The following is a 15756-nucleotide window of genomic DNA, read 5'->3' on the forward strand; positions in this document are numbered from 1 at the left end:
TCGCCGCGCAGTCGACATCAGGTGCAATGCAGCGTTGCATCATGCCGACCTCACTTTTCTTGAGGCATGCGCTCATGCACATGTTGCACGCATGCGTTGCACGCGTCGATGCAAGCCTGATAAACGTGGGTTCCTGTGTCGGTGCCGGCGCTGCCGGGGTGGGTGTTCATCTGCATGGGGCTCTCCAAAAGGGTTTCATTGCGCTGCGTGAAAGCGCAGGCGCGCACTAACAATGCACTTGCCACGCCAAAACGCAAAGCAGGGTGGTCGCTCTGCGCTCACCCCGCCATCACATCTGCGTCATTGCGTCGCAGGTTGCGACGATTGACTTGGTTGGTGGACGCTGCGCGTTGCTCCGGTCAATAGCCGGTTTCCTGCACATAGTGCTTGTTAGCGCGCTCCCGGGCGGCCTTGAAGGCCGGCAGGGCTTTCTCGCGATGCAGGCGGCCCTCGGCGTGCTCGGCATCCCACTTGCGTGCCCACTCGGCGCGTGCGACATCCCAGTCGGTACCGGCCGCGCGAGCCTCTCATCCCACGCGGTAGGCGGGTTGGTAGTCCTAGTAGGTGTAGTCGGAGGAGTAAAAAGGCTCGCGCACATGGGCCTCGCACCAGTAAGCATCCTCGACCGTGGGATTGATCGCCTCTGCGGCTCCCTTGCCGGCCAGCCTACCCACAATGGCTCCCACCACAGCTCCGGCAGCCGCTCCAATGGGCCCACCAATCGATCCTGCAGCAGCTTCGGTGACAGCGCCGCCTGCGGCACCAATGCTGGTGCCAATTGGATGCGCTCCGGGTTCTCCGCTGATGGGATCGCGATTGAGTTTGTCGTCTGAACTGCCCATTTGTGATCTCCTTGAGCGACGGGAAACCACCATCGGCAGCCCTTCAAGCCATTGGGCCCGGGCTTGGCCGTCATGTCTGTAGGAGACGCGTGAAGACGCGGTTAGGACAGAAGTGTCCCGGTGGCTTCGCTCGGCACATCAGGTAGTGCCTGACGTGCCAAGTGGTGGCGCTTACCTCGATGCGGACGGGAACTTCAATACCGCCTTCGAGATGATGTTGCGCTGGATCTCATTGGTGCCGCCATAGATGGTGGTGACCAGCGATTGGAGGAACGGCGCGGGTCCCACCAGCCTGGTGTGCGGCTCGATCTCCAGCTCCGCGCCCGACCCCCCGTGAATGTCCGCCCAGCGCAGAAGTTCGCGGGCAATCTGCACGTAGGTTTCGGTGGCAAGAATCTTGAGTGAGGATACGGACGCAGGAAGCGTTTCGCCACGCTTCACAAACTCGGCGAAATAGGCGTAGTAGGACTCCAGCTCCTTGATGCTGGCCACCAGTTTTCCATAGGTCATGCGGAACGCGGGATCTTCATACAAAGCCTCTTTGCGAGCGAATTTCTGCAGCAGGCTGAGGGCCTGGCGCGACTGCTGCGGACTGCCCGCAAAAATCCGCTCGTGGCCAAGGAGATCCTTGGCAATCTTCCATCCATCGTTTTCCGCACCCACGACATTGCTGCGCGGCACACGCACGTTGTCGAAGAACACTTCGCAGAACTCCTGCTCGCCCATCAAATTGGTGATGGGGCGCACGGTGATTCCGGGGGACTTCAGGTTGATCAGCAAAAAGGTGATTCCCGCCTGCTTTTTCGCCGCCTTGTCGGTGCGGACCAAGGCGAATATGAAGTCCGCATCATGCGCCAGGGTCGTCCAGATTTTCGAGCCATTGACCGTGTAGAAATCACCGTCGCTGACGGCTTCGGTCCTCAGCGACGCAAGATCGGAGCCGGCGTTGGGCTCGGAATAGCCTTGGCACCAGATGTCCTCACCTTTCAGAATGCGCGGCAGATAGTGGTTCTTCTGCTCCTGCGTTCCATGTTTGATCAGCACAGGTCCGAGGTTGATGATGCCTTGATCGGGCAGACGCGCCACGCCGTAGTCTTCCATGACGTCGAAGAACTGGAGCAGCTTCTCCGGTGACAACCCCATTCCGCCATATTCACGAGGCCATGCGGGCGCAAGCCAGCCCTTCGCGGAGAGTGCCATGTACCAATCGCGGCACTCATGCAAGCGCAGGCGACGCGGCACATGGCGCAGCGCGGTAGGGTAGTTGTTCTCGAGAAATTGATAGAGAACTGCCTTGAACTGCGCTTCTGGCAAGGCGTTGAGGTCGGTGCATTCACCGCCCGCGGGCGCTGCCGTTTGGAGCGTTTCCCCGGCATATTGCGTGGCGACCGAAGTATCAATTGCCACGTCCATCAACCGCACGGATGCACCAAGCTGGCTGCTCAGATTGAGCGCGCGCTTGAGGTACAGCCCGATTTCCAGTTCATCCGTGTAGCCGATCGCGCCATGCAGTTGAACGGCGTTGCGGCACATGTCCGTTGCCAGTTCGGATGCGCGTGCCTTGAGTCGGCAGGCGATTTCCTGAAGCGCACCGGGATTGGCTTGCAGCAACTCATACGCATGCTTGAGCGAGGCGGTCATCGCAGAGATGCGGATGTAGTCATCGACCATCCGGTGCTGCAGGGCCTGATTGCTCGCCAGCACATTGCTGAACTGAACGCGCGCCGACAAGTACGCCTTGGTCGCGGCGAACACGACCTGCGCGATGCCCAGACATTCCTGCGCGATGGTGAGGCGCGCGACGTGCAGCGCGTGATTGACCGCGCGGTCTACGGCTTCTCCGCGCGCGAGTATCTGCTCGGGGGCGACGGCGGCGTCAAAGTGGTAATGCGCACAGCAGGTTCCATCGACGCGGGGTTCGCGGCGAATCTCCACTCCGGGATGCGCCAGCGGCAGGCGGATCAGGACCGGCTCACTGTTCTGACGCGCGTGTACCAGCACGCTGTCCACTTCAGCCGCCTGCATCACCCAATGCTTCTCACCCTTGAGAATCAATCGACCGTCGGCCACGCTCAGCGATGTCGCTGCAGAGCTGGGCGATATCTCGCTGCTGTCTTCTTGCCACGCGACGGCGCACACATGTTGAGCGCTGAGGACTTCCGCCAGAAGCTGGGCGACTTGCGGTGTTAGGGCAAGCTGCGTCAACACCGAGCACGGAAAGACCGCGCAGGCCACGAACGGGTCCGGCGCGAGCCGGGCCCCCAATTGCTTTGCGATGGCTCCCCATGCCTCGAAGCCCAGGCCGAGACCGCCGCTCGCTTCGTCAACGCCCGCCCCGATCAGGCCGGCTTCGGCCATGGCGCCCCAGAACGCGTGATCCAACGCGCCTTTGTTTTGCGCGTGGGCACGCATGCGATTGGTGGACGAATGCCGACCCACCAGATCGTGTGCCGATTCACCGAATTCCTCGCAGGATGACGATGCACCAAAAAGCTCGTAAATATCAGGGTATTCCATTATAAAAATAGATGGTCAATTGGGATGGTGTTCATATTACGAATCCCCTGAAGGGTTGGTGTCGAAAATGCTTTAGAGCTGATATAGCAAAGTTGTTATGCCTTTCAGGCGATGCATACCTATCATGGATGGCAATCAGGAGACAATATGAGCTTGAAGTTTTATGTTTGCGCCGCGCTTGCCGCATTTTCCTTGTCGGCATTTTCTCAGAATGCGACGGAGCACTATGTCGAGAAAATAGTCATCCCATATTCGGCTGGCGGTATCACGGATTTATATGGTCGTTTGTTGGCGAGTAAGCTTTCTGTAATCCAAGGAAAGCCCGTGATTGCAGATAATAAACCGGGTGGTGGCGCTTCCATCGGGTCTGCGAGCGTGGCCAATGGACCGGCTGACGGCAAAACCATTCTCCTTGGCAGCGTTGGCAGTGCCACTAATCCTTATATGATTCGGCAACTATCCTATAAGCCCGAGAATCTTCGACCCATCGCCAAGGTGGCCAGCAGCCCGTTGATTCTGTTCGTCAGAAGCGGACTTCCTGGCGATCTGAACAAGCTGCTTGAATATGCTTCGACTCCAAAGGGACAATTGAGTTTCGGCAACTCGGGTGCGGGATCCAGCCCGAATTTGGCTGCTGCGCTGTTTGCTAAGGAAAATGGCCTGAAGGTCACGCATGTCAATTACCGCGGTACATCGGCAGCCATGAACGATTTGCTCTCGGGACAACTTGACGGGTATTTCGATACCGCTCAGGCAATGCGCTATGTGGAAACCGGAAAGATTCATCCGATCGCGGTGGCTTCGTCAAAAAGAATCGAACTCGCTCCGGATGTTCCAACCTTTGCTGAACTAGGAAAAAAGAATATTGAAGCTGAAAGCTGGTGGGGTATTTTTGTTCAAAAGAATACTTCAGAGGATTTTGTTTCAAAAATTAATGAATCGCTGAAGAGCATCGTGCAAAGTGACGAAGTCAAACAGCAGGCCAAGGAAATGGGCGCCATCGCGGACTACAAAGATGAGGCGCAATTTAAGAAGTTCTTCGTCAATGAGGGAAATCGCTGGGGTGCTATTATTAAAGAAGAAAAACTAACCAGTGAATAAATTCATGATTTCAGCCGAGAAAACTCTCCCGTTATGGGATCTGCGAACACTGAAGATATTTGTTCTGACTGCAGAGGCTGGAAGCATCACTCGCGTGGCGATCGATCTGGGGCTCAGCCAGCCTGCTGTCAGCCGCTATCTTTCCAATCTGGAGAAAGATTGCCGGGGCTACCTGTTCATCAGGCATGGACGTGGTGTGGAGTTGACGGAGCTTGGTAGAAAAATCCTTCCGTTGGCAATCTGCACACTGGAAGGTGCGCAAAACATATCGGATGTAATCGATAACGATCACATCACCGGTCTGGTGCGCATTGCCATTATTCCGTCGCTGACCAAAAGCATTCTTTCTCCCTTGTTTTTTTATCTGAAGGAAAACTATCCCGGTATACAGTTGAAAATCATTGAAGGCGCAGCCGGCCAAATAGAGACGTGGCTGCGGCTGCGCGAAGTGGATATCGGCATTCCATACAAAAGCCATCAGATCAAGGATTGGGAGGACGAGGTGATGTGCCGGCTTCCGTCCTTTCTGGTCGGCGCTGTCGGAGACACAGTGACGGCACAGGCCGAGACCCCGTTTGCGGCGTTGAGTGACTTGCCTTTGGTGCTTTCGGCGAAGCCGTCGTCGTTTAGAAATATGCTGGAAGAAATGGGCGGCGTCTATGGGGTGAAAATCAACGTCATCATGGAGGCCGACTCCGGAGTCTTGCAAAAGGAAGTAGCTGCCAAAAGAGGTGGCTACACGATATTGCCCTGGCATGCCATCAAAAATGAGGTGGAGGAGGGTGTTTTGCAGGCGAGCAGGATTACTGATCCTGAATTGATTCGCGTTATTTCCATGAATATGCCGCCAAACAACGCAAAGGCGGTGCGAATTGTGCGTTCAAAAATAAGCAAACTGTTCGAAGATTTTAGGAGGCATTATGAAAATTAGTATTTTTTCCAAGGCTTTCGCGATGGCTGTTTCAGTCATGCTGTTGACTGGCGTCGTCCATGCACAGCAATGGCCTTCGAAACCAATCAAGATGGTGGTGCCATTCGCGCCCGGTGGCGGCGCAGATATTACCGCCCGCGTATATGCCGACGCTCTCCAGAAAATACTGGGTCAGAGCATCGTTGTCGAGAACAAGGCCGGTGCAGGGGGGGCCATTGGCGCAAACTCCGTAGCTTCGTCATCTCCGGATGGGTACACATTTCTGTATACCACGCCCGGTCAGCAAATGACGCTGCCTTTTCTCGTCAAAAAACTGGGATACGATCCCGATGCGCTGATACCTGTTTCTCAGGTGTCACTGGCCCCCAGCGTGCTGGTGGTGAACAGCCAATTGGGAATCAAAAACATTGATCAGTTCATCAGTTATGCAAAGTCACGCCCGGGCAAGCTTTCGTTTGTCAGCGCCGGCATTGGATCCTCAAGCCACCTGAATGGCGAGTTGCTAAAAAATCTGGCGAAAATCGATGTGGAGCATATTCCCTACAAAGGTACAGGAGAGGCGCTGCGTGACTTGGTCGGAGGAATGGGTGATTTCTCCATCGACACCGTTGGAATCTATACCGCGTATATAAAAGACGGTAGATTGACCCCGCTTGGTGTCACCACGCCATTTGCGGTGGATATTCTGCCGAATGTGCATCCGCTGAACAAAACCATTTCCGGGTTTGATGCATCTCCGGTGAACTACATTACCGCTCCGCGTGGCACTCCCGACGACATTGTTCGAAGGATGTCCGCTGCACTTAATCAGGCGGCCAAGGAATCCCACGTGAAATCAACCCTGGCGGCGCAAGGCATTGTGGCAGTCGCCAACACGCCGGAGGAGATGAAGACCATTGTCGAGAAAGAGCGACGCCGGTGGAAAGGCGTCATCGAAGAGGCTGGAATTCAGGCACAGTAATAGTTGAACATCATGGATACACCTCTTTCTAATTTGATGGTATTGGACTTGAGCCGTGTTTTGGCAGGTCCTTGGGCGAGTCAATCTCTGGCGGATTTGGGTGCGACGGTCATCAAGGTTGAACAGCCGGGCGCGGGAGACGACACGCGGCTGTGGGGGCCGCCCTATTTATCGGATGACCACGGAAATCGTGTCGGTGAGTCTGGATACTTTCTTGCGGCCAATCGGGGAAAGTATTCGATTACGGTAGACCTGAAAACCGACGAAGGAAAAAAAATCATCCTGGAGCTTGCCAAGAAGGCGGACATTGTTTTGGAGAATTTCAAAACCGGAACGCTGGATCGAATGGGACTGGGGTATTCGGTTTTGAAAGAGGTCAAGCCAGACATCATTCTCTGCTCCATCACCGGGTTCGGTCAGACCGGTCCGCGCGCGAAGCAGCCAGCGTACGACTTCATGATTCAGGCGATGAGTGGGATCATGAGCGTGACGGGCGAGTCAGACGACCGGCCGGGTGGCAGTCCGATGAAAATCGGGATTCCGTTGATCGATTTGATCACGGGGGTATACAGCACGAGCGCGATCCTCGCCTCGGTGGTTCGCCGCGAGCGCACAGGGCGGGGAGAGCATATCGATATTGCGATGTTGGATGTGGCGGTGTCATTGCTGGCGAATCAGGGAATGAACTATTTGCTGACGGGCCAAACCCCGGTCCGGCGCGGTAATCGCCATCCCAACATACAGCCCCAACGCGTCTATCGATGCATCGACGGTCAGATTATCCTGGCCGTGGGTAATGACGGACAGTTTGCGAAATTATGTGCTGCGCTTGGGAAATCGGAGCTGGCCGTTTCTGAAAAATTCGCCACGAACGATGCGCGGGTGCGCAATCTGCCCGAGCTCGACGTTTTGCTCGATGAGCTGCTCGCCACATTCAATAAGGCGGAACTGCTGGCAGAACTGGAGTTGCTCGGCGTGCCGTCCGGACCGATCAATACCATTCCAGAGGTTCTCAACGATCCGCAGGTAGTGCATCGGCAAATGCAGTTTGAACTGCAGGACGAGCACGGGGTGAGCATTCCCCAGATCCGCAGCCCTTATCAGTTCTCTGAAGCGTCAACCCGGCTGAACATGAGACCTCCCGCGATGGGCGAGCATACGGAATCCGTGTTGAGAGAAATTCTTGGCCTGAACGCGAGCCGCATTCAGGAATTACGTCAAAACTCTGTTATCTAAAACATATGTACAGCTTTGAACAAATCACAGTCGCCATTCAGGACTTCATCGCGGTTGTTACGCTGAACAACCCGCCGGTGAATGCCGTCAGCACTCAGTTGATGAATGAATTGACCCAGGCGCTGGATACCATGGGCTCAGATGACTCGGTCAGGGTCGTGATTCTGACGGGATATGGCAAGATTTTTTGCGCCGGAGCGGATTTGAAAAACCGCGAACATATCACCGGTACACCGGGCGGCTTGAATCAACATTCGCGCCGTACGCGCGAACTGTTTCATTCCATCCGTGAATGCTGCAAGCCGGTGATCGGGGCGCTGAATGGGCCCGCATTGGGAGCGGGATTGGGTATTGCAGCGTCCTGCGATATTCTGATCGCATCGGAGACCGCATGCTTGGCGCTCCCTGAAGTCGATGTAGGGCTGCTCGGCGGTGTGAAGCACGCACAGCGTCTGTTCGGCCATTCGCGGCTGCGTCGCATGATGCTGACCGGTATGCGCGTGACTGCACCCGAACTGTATCGACTGGGCGTCATCGAAGCATGCGTGGCGCCGGATCAGTTGCTGCCGGAGGCGCAGAAAATCGCGGCGCAAATTGCGGCCAAGAGTCCGCTGTCGGTACAGCTGATGATCGAGACGGCCAATGCTATTGAGGACATGAGTCTGCGCGACGGCTACCGGTATGAGCAGGACCGCACGGCGCAGGTCGCCAAGACCGAGGATGCGGTTGAAGCGCGACGTGCTTTTGTGGAAAAGCGCGCACCGGTGTTTGTCGGGCGTTGATTCCAAAGCATATCAACGCAGCACGTTCGCGCGGTGCACGATCTTGCGTGCGGTGTCGACATTCACTCGGCCGCCCATGGTGCCGAGATGAACGCCCCAGTCGCTGCCCGATTGACCGCCGCGCGTCGAGAAGAAGGCATCGATCACCTCGGTGGTGCTGTGTTGCAGGAGTTCAGCGCCTTGAATGGTGCGCGCGACCGCCTCGGTCATCGGGCGTGCGAGGAACTCGTCTGCAAGCGCCGCGTCAATGAGCCGCGTGGCGTTGCCCGCCATGCGGTCGAAGCGAGCATCCTGTCCCGCGAGGCGCTTCCAGTCATCAAGGAGCGCGTCGCGGGTTTCAGGCGTGCGCTGCATCGCGCGGCGCACGTCCATGCACATCATGTTGGCCGTGCCTTCCCAGACGCTGTTGAGCGGCGCCTCGCGGTACAGACGCGCCATGGGGTTCTCTTCGATGAAGCCGTTGCCACCATGGCACTGCAGTGCCTCGTAGGCGATGGCGGGTGCGCGCGAACAGTTGAAGAACTTGGCGGCGGGCGTGGCCACGCGGGCGAGCAGTTTTTCGTGCGTGCTGGTTTCCATGCCGTCGGTCGCCTTGGCCACGCGCAACGCGAGCAGGGTGGCCGCCTCCGTCTCGACGGCCATGTCGGCCAGCACGTTGAGCATCATTGGGCGATCCGCAATCGAGCTGCCGAAGGCCGTGCGCGTGGTGGTGTGCTGCAGCGCGAGCGTGAGCGCCTGACGCATCAGTCCTGCGGATCCCACGGCGAAATCGAGGCGCGTGAGGTGGGCGTGCGAGAGAATCTCGCGGATCCCATGACCTTCCTCTCCCACCCGGATGGCGAGGGTGCCCGCGTATTCGATCTCGCTGGATGCGTTGGAGCGATTGCCGGCCTTGTCCTTGAGACGTTGAATGTAGAACCGGTTGAAGGAACCATCCGGCAAGGTGCGGGGCAGAAAGAAGCAGGTCACACCGCCATCGACTTTGGCGAGCGTGAAGAAGCCATCGGACTGCGGCACCGAGCAGAACCACTTGTGGCCGGTGAGCTCGTACCAGTGCGCGGTGGCGCCATGGTAGTCGGCCGAATGTGAAAAGCGCGCCGAGGTCTGCGTCTCGCGCAGGTCCGAGCCGCCTTGCTTTTCCGTCATGGCATAGCCGATCACGACGGACGGCTTGTCACCCACTTCACGGCGGCTGAATTCATACTGCGTGCCCTTGGATTTTTCGGCCCAGACCGCAAGCGCAGGCTCTGCGGAAAAGCCCGCGAACGACGCATAGGCCATGCCGGTGGGGCAGGCCGTTCCATGCTCGACCTGATTCCACAAGTGGGACAGCACCGCGCGCGCATAGTGACCGCCGGACTCGGCGGTGCGCCAGGTGAGGTTGGGCACTTCGTGCTTCCAGGCAAGCGACATCAGCTCATGCCAGCTCGGGTGGAACTCCACCCAGTCGATGCGGTGACCAAAGCGGTCATGCGTCTTCAACTCCGGATCATGGCGATTCGCCAGGCGCGCAAGTTCCTGTACGCCAACATCCCCCGCCAGCGCACCCAGCGCGGCGCAGCGCTCGCCAGCCCACGGAGCTTCGCGCGCAATCGCTGCGGTCAGCACGGCATCACCGGAAAAAGCGTTGAACCCGTTTGCGGGCTGCGCCTGATTGCGCACCTCGTGCGTGCGGTAACGATCAGCGGGCGCGACGAGGGATGCGCTGGAAGTGGACTGGTTCATGGCGTTGTCTCCTGGTTGATCGAAAAATAGGGTGTTGAGTTCAGCGACCCGACGCAGCAACGCTCGCACACGCCAGCGCCGCGATCTGATCGGCAAGGGCGGCGATCTCGATGCGCTGCTTGGCCTCGCTCAGCTGCGATGTGTTGGCCAGCGGCGAAAGCGGCCCGATCAGCCCTTCCATGAACCCGCCGACGATGACCGTGCAGGCCACGTCGGCACGCACATCACCGCGCATGCCGCCCTGCGCCTGACCCTCGAGAATCACCGCCCGGATCACCTCGCTGATCGCGGCGCGATAGGTCAGCCGCTCCTCGTCGATCGCCTTGTCGCAAGGCTCGGCAATCAACGCATACGCCAGCCGCGGATTGCGCATCGCCCGCAGCACGAAAGTGGTGACCATCGAATGCAGCCGCTCGGCAGCCGATCCATCCGAAGCCGCGATGTCCGACAGTACATCCACCTCCCGCTGAGACACCCGTGACAGCACCTCGGCGAACAGCTCCGCCTTGGAGGGGAAGTACCGATACACCGTCCCCGTGGCCATCCCGGCAGTCGCAGCCACGTTGGCGACCTGAGCCTCCTGCCATCCGCCTTCGCTGACGAGCGCGCGGGCGGCCTGGAGAATGCGGGTACGGTTGTCTTGGAGACGCGCCTCAACGGCGGCGGTTTGACGATAGGCCATGAAGGAATGAATGTTGATTCGCAATGATGTGAATAGTAATTCATTCTTTGTTTGGGTACAACCGAAAATGGAGGGGGGTGCTCCTTCGGACCATTCCGCCTTCATGCATGCGGGGCTGCTGTCTGGTCTCTTGCTTGCTTCGGCTGGGTGGTTGTTTACGGAGGCCGGGAGTTCCGCCCGGCGGCGGAGTAACTTTTTGGTCTTGCCCAAAAAGTCACCAAAAATGCGTTTTTCAATACCCGCGGCAGAACTCGCTTTGCGCTGCGCGCGCCGCTCGGGCAACCGCCGCGAGTCAGAGTTTTCATAAGAGGTGTGTTCGGCACGTTGCTTCGCTCGTGCCGGGCATCTCGCGACTTCGCGAGATGCTGGGGCGTCAGCGCTGCGCGATTTTTGATTTGCTTGCGGGATCAACGTCGCTCAAAAGAGCAGCGGGCATGAGTTACCCACCCCAACTCCACAAACACCCCGGCACGAGCGAAGCAACGTGCCGCAATCACCTCTTCAAAACTGATTTCCGGCGGTTGTCCGAGCGGAGTGACGAAGGAACGCAGCGAGTTCCGCCGGAGGTATTGAAAGCGCGTTTTTGATTACTTTTTGCGCGCAAGCAAAAAGTGATTGCCCCGCCGGGGGCAGTCCCGGCCTCGGAAAGCAGCCACCCAGCAGTCGTCAGCTTCATCAAAGCCAAAAAAAACGCCGCGATAAAACGCGGCGCTTTCTCACCCAGGAAAGGGATTCAAAAGGGCATCAGCCCTTGTGCTTCCCCGCCGCATTCGCAGCAGCCAACGCAGTCATATTCACCACCCGACGCACGGTAGCGGAAGGCGTGAGCACATCCGCCGCACCACCACCGCCGAGCAGGATCGGCCCGATGGTCGTGCCATGACCGCCCGTCTGCTTGAGCACGTTGAACAGAATGTTCGCCGCATCCAGATTCGGGCAGATCAGCACGTTGGCGGAACCTGACAGCGTGGTCTCCAGCAGCGTGTTGTGGCGCACCTTCTCGGACAGGGCCGCGTCGCCGTGCATTTCGCCGTCGCACTCGATGTGCGGGGCCAGCTTCTGGAACAGGTCGCGGGCCTTGCGCATCTTGAGGGCGGAAGGGCGTGTGGACGAACCGTAGTTGGAGTGCGAGAGGAACGCGACCTTGGGCGGCAGGCCGAAGCGCTGCACTTCTTCGGCGGCCATCAGCGCGATGGAGGCCAGCTCTTCGGCGGTCGGGTCTTCGTTGATGTAGGTGTCGGCGATGAAGAGGGTGCCGGTGTCCAGCATCACCGCGTTCACGGTGGCGAGCTGGGTGGCGTCTTCCTTCAGGCCGAGCACGTCGCGCACATGGCCGAGGTGGGCGTCGAACTTGCCGACCAGGCCGCAGAGCATCGCGTCCGCGTCGCCCAGATGCACCATCAGCGCTGCGATGATGGTGTTGGAGCGGCGCACTGCGGCCTTGGCGGCCTCGGGCGTCACGCCGTCACGGCCCATGAGCTTGTGATAAGTCTCCCAGTACTGGCGGAAGCGCGGATCGTCCTCGGGGTTGCAGATCTCGGCGTCCTTGCCGAGCTGCATGCGCAGACCGGCCTTGGCGACGCGGGCTTCGATGACGGCGGGGCGACCGATCAGGATGGGCTTGGCCAGACCGTCGTCGATGGCGACCTGTGCGGCGCGCAGCACGCGCTCGTCTTCACCTTCCGCATAGGCCACGCGCTGGATGTTGGCCTTGGCGGCGGCGAACACGGGGCGCATGAACATGCTGGTCTGGTAGACAAAGCGCGTCAGGCTTTCGCGGTAGGCCTCGATGTCTTCGATCGGGCGCGTGGCGACGCCGGATTCCTGAGCCGCCTTGGCGACCGCCGGGGCGATGCGCAGGATCAGGCGGGTGTCGAACGGCGTGGGGATCAGGTAGTCCGGGCCGAAGCTCAGTTCCTTGCCCTGATAGGCTGCGGCCACTTCGTCGCTCACGTCGGCCTTGGCCAGCGCGGCGATCTCGCGCACGCAGGCGAGCTTCATGGCTTCGGTGATCTTCGTTGCGCCGCAGTCGAGCGCGCCGCGGAAGATGTAGGGGAAGCACAGCACGTTGTTCACCTGGTTCGGATAGTCCGAACGGCCGGTGGCCATGATGCAGTCGGGACGGATGGCCTTGGCCAGCTCGGGGCGGATTTCCGGCTCGGGGTTGGCGAGCGCGAGGATGATCGGCTTGTCGGCCATGGTCTTGACCATGTCGGCGGTCAGCACGCCGGGGGCGGAGCAGCCGAGGAACACGTCCGCGCCGTTGACGACGTCGGACAGCGTGCGCGCGTCGGTCTTCTGGGCGTAGCGCTGCTTGGATTCGTCGAGGCCACCGGGGCGACCGTCATAGATCACGCCCTTGGAGTCGACCATGAAGACGTTCTCGCGCTTGACGCCGAGGCCGACCATCACGTCCACGCAGGCGATCGCCGCAGCGCCCGCGCCGGACACGGCGACCTTCACCTTGTCGATCTGCTTGCCCACGAGTTCCAGTCCGTTGAGCAGGGCGGCGCTGGAGATGATGGCCGTGCCGTGCTGGTCATCGTGGAACACCGGAATCTGCATGCGCTTGGACAGCTCGCGCTCGATGTAGAAGCACTCGGGCGCCTTGATGTCCTCGAGGTTGATGCCGCCGAGCGTGGGCTCGAGTGCGGCGACGATCTCGATGATCTTGTCGGGGTCGCGTGCATCGAGCTCGATGTCGAACACGTCCACACCCGCGAACTTCTTGAACAGACAGCCCTTGCCTTCCATGACCGGCTTGCCCGCCAGCGGGCCGATGTCGCCCAGACCCAGCACGGCCGTGCCGTTGGTGATCACGCCCACCAGATTGCCGCGCGAGGTGTACTCGGCCGCAAGTGCCGGATTGGCCTGGATGTCCAGGCACGGATAGGCCACGCCCGGAGAGTACGCCAGAGACAGGTCTCGCTGGTTGGACAGCGGCTTGGTCGGCGTGACCGAAATCTTGCCTTTGGAAGGGTTGCGGTGGTATTCGAGGGCGGCTTCGCGCAATGCCGACTCGGCGGCTGACAAGTTCTGGGTCATACGTTGCTTACTACTGAACAAAGGGAAAGTCTGGCAGAGCTTACTCCAGCCTGACCAGCCTATCGCGCTAGGCGGAACCCTAGCGCAATTGTGACAAAAGAATACAAAAAAAGCCCCGGCGCCGTTCAGCGCAAGGGCTTTGTGTCAGGTCCCTTGGATGAGGGATTCAGACATGCGGGCAGGCACCGGTCTGTGGTTCAGTGCGCATCGGCCTGGGCCGCAGCTCGCACAGCAGCCGAGGTATCGCTGCTGGTGCCATTGAAAAAGATGTTCAATAGTACAGCAGAGAGCGAGGCCAGCAGAATTCCCGATTCGATGAGCGGGTGGATGGCGTGCGGCATCCACTGGCGGAAGTTGGGCGCGACCAGCGGGATCATGCCCACGCCGATGGAGACGGCCACGATCATCGCGTTGTTGCGGTTCTTCTGGAAGTCCACGTTGCTCAGAATGCGGATGCCGGTGGCCGCGACCATGCCGAACATGACAAGGCCCGCACCGCCGAGCACCACGGTCGGCAGCGATTCGATCAGCGCGGCCATTTTGGGCAGGATGCCCAGGATGATCAGGATGACGCCACCGGCCACGCAGACCCAGCGGCTCTTCACGCCGGTGACGGCGACGAGGCCCACGTTCTGCGAGAAGCTGGTGTAGGGGAAGGTGTTGAAGATGCCGCCCAGCAGGGTGCCGAGGCCGTCGGTGCGCAGCCCGCGCGTGAGGTCGTCCTGAGAGACCTCCTTGCCCGTCATGTCGGACAGCGCGAGGAACATGCCCACGGACTCGATCATCACCACCACCATCACCAGCGACATGGTGAGGATCAGGACCGGATCGAACACGGGGGTGGCGATCTCGAACGGCAGAACGAGGTCGAACCACTCGGCCTTGGCGACCTTGTTGAAGTCCATCAGGCCCATGGCGGCGGTGATGATGCCGCCGACGACGATGCCCGCGAGCACCGAGACGTTGGCCAGAAAGCCCTTGCCGAAGCGTGCGATCAGCAGGATGGTGACCAGCACCGCGCCGGAAATGCCGACACCGGCCAGATCCGCGTACTTGGGGTTGGGAATGGTCGGAACCACCGCAAAGCCCTTGGGGATGGGCGGCAGCGAAGAACCCGGCGCACCCGCGGTGGCCTGCGCGTCGGCCAGCCATTTCAGGTGCTCCGGGTTGGGGACGGAAGGCGCGGTCGGGCCCACGGGGTTGCCGAAGATCCAGTTGATGCCCACGCGCATGAGGCTGATGCCGATCACCGCGATGATGGTGCCGGTGACCACCGGCGGAAAGAAGCGCAGCATGCGGCTGATGAGCGGGGCGATCAGCAGCGAGACGATGCCCGCGCCGATCACCGAGCCGAAGATCAGCCCGGCTCCGGCCTGTCCTCCGGTGGCCTGAGCCATCGAAATCATCGGAGCGACGGACGCGAAGGTCACGCCCATCATCACCGGCAGCTTGATGCCGAACCACTGTGTGGCGCCCATGGCCTGGATCAGCGTGACCAGGCCGCAGACGAACAGATCGGCCGAGATCAGATGAGCGACCTGCTCCGGCGCAAGATTCAGCGCACGGCCCACGATCAGCGGGACGGCGACCGCGCCCGCGTACATGACCAGCACGTGCTGGAGACCCAGCGTGGTGACCCTGCCAAGCGGGAGTGTTTCATCAACGGGATGGATGGAAGATGACATGGGGCTTCTACCTCTGTGCTTTACACAATGCTTGTGCGCGCAGACATGCAAGGTTCGAGCCAGCATGTCGGGATGAATTTTGCGCACAACAATTCATACAAAAAGTGTATACAAAGCACGGGTGGGCGCATCTCCCGGTAAACCCTAGCGCGCCCCGCACCGTCTTCGGGCATTGCTATCGGTGGGGATTGCACCGCCGTGGTGCGCGCGAAAGTGCCTGTGCAAGCGGCTGCGGCGCGAGTCCAAGGA

12 protein-coding genes are annotated in these 15756 nt (G+C 59.6%); 5 read left to right on the forward strand and 7 right to left on the reverse strand.

The annotated features are described in order from the left end of the window. Positions 1-50 precede the first annotated feature (50 nt). From ISG32_RS27795 to ISG32_RS22475, 3 genes are all read right to left on the reverse strand, one after another. Positions 51-176 carry a four-helix bundle copper-binding protein gene (locus ISG32_RS27795; protein WP_267254049.1) on the reverse strand — a complete coding sequence of 42 codons (126 nt, stop codon included), beginning with the start codon at positions 174-176 and terminating at the stop codon, positions 51-53. Between the two features lie 381 nt (positions 177-557). Next, positions 558-842, reverse strand: a complete 285-nt coding sequence (locus ISG32_RS27650; RefSeq protein WP_228530029.1) for a hypothetical protein — start codon at positions 840-842, stop codon at positions 558-560. Positions 843-1013: 171 nt separating this feature from the next. Continuing rightward, entirely contained in the window at positions 1014-3359 is a 2346-nt protein-coding gene (locus tag ISG32_RS22475) for an acyl-CoA dehydrogenase (RefSeq protein WP_194773270.1), read from the reverse strand. A 147-nt stretch (positions 3360-3506) separates the two neighbouring features. Between ISG32_RS22475 and ISG32_RS22480 the strand changes: the two genes are divergently transcribed. The 5 genes from ISG32_RS22480 to ISG32_RS22500 are packed head-to-tail and all read left to right on the forward strand — an operon-like array spanning position 3507 to position 8370. Beyond that, positions 3507-4460, forward strand: a complete 954-nt coding sequence (locus ISG32_RS22480) for a Bug family tripartite tricarboxylate transporter substrate binding protein (RefSeq protein ID WP_194773271.1) — start codon at positions 3507-3509, stop codon at positions 4458-4460. A gap of 4 nt (positions 4461-4464) precedes the next feature. After that, complete coding sequence (locus tag ISG32_RS22485; protein WP_194773272.1) at positions 4465-5391, forward strand: LysR family transcriptional regulator; 927 nt, start codon at positions 4465-4467, stop codon at positions 5389-5391. After that, positions 5381-6352: a Bug family tripartite tricarboxylate transporter substrate binding protein gene (locus ISG32_RS22490; protein WP_228530030.1), complete on the forward strand. Its 972-nt coding sequence runs from the start codon at positions 5381-5383 to the stop codon at positions 6350-6352. The genes ISG32_RS22485 and ISG32_RS22490 overlap by 11 nt, the downstream gene beginning before the upstream one ends. 12 nt (positions 6353-6364) lie before the next feature. Then, complete coding sequence (locus ISG32_RS22495; RefSeq protein WP_194773273.1) at positions 6365-7588, forward strand: CaiB/BaiF CoA transferase family protein; 1224 nt, start codon at positions 6365-6367, stop codon at positions 7586-7588. A gap of 5 nt (positions 7589-7593) precedes the next feature. Beyond that, positions 7594-8370 (forward strand): enoyl-CoA hydratase/isomerase family protein, encoded by a 777-nt coding sequence (locus ISG32_RS22500; protein ID WP_194773274.1) that lies wholly within the window; start codon positions 7594-7596, stop codon positions 8368-8370. Between the two features lie 12 nt (positions 8371-8382). On the opposite strand, the gene ISG32_RS22505 is transcribed toward ISG32_RS22500, so the two are convergent. The 4 genes from ISG32_RS22505 to ISG32_RS22520 form a co-directional block, all read right to left on the reverse strand. After that, positions 8383-10095, reverse strand: coding sequence for an acyl-CoA dehydrogenase family protein (locus tag ISG32_RS22505; protein ID WP_194773275.1), 1713 nt, complete (start codon positions 10093-10095; stop codon positions 8383-8385). 40 nt (positions 10096-10135) lie between these two features. Next, on the reverse strand, positions 10136-10882 hold the full coding sequence (locus ISG32_RS22510) for a TetR/AcrR family transcriptional regulator (protein ID WP_228530031.1): 747 nt from the start codon (positions 10880-10882) through the stop codon (positions 10136-10138). A gap of 639 nt (positions 10883-11521) precedes the next feature. Continuing rightward, complete coding sequence (locus ISG32_RS22515; protein WP_194773276.1) at positions 11522-13822, reverse strand: NADP-dependent malic enzyme; 2301 nt, start codon at positions 13820-13822, stop codon at positions 11522-11524. Positions 13823-14019: 197 nt separating this feature from the next. Then, on the reverse strand, positions 14020-15507 hold the full coding sequence (locus ISG32_RS22520) for a nucleobase:cation symporter-2 family protein (protein ID WP_194773277.1): 1488 nt from the start codon (positions 15505-15507) through the stop codon (positions 14020-14022). Positions 15508-15756: the final 249 nt, after the last annotated feature.

The organism is Diaphorobacter caeni (assembly GCF_015354245.1).
Taxonomy (GTDB): domain Bacteria; phylum Pseudomonadota; class Gammaproteobacteria; order Burkholderiales; family Burkholderiaceae_C; genus Diaphorobacter_A; species Diaphorobacter_A caeni.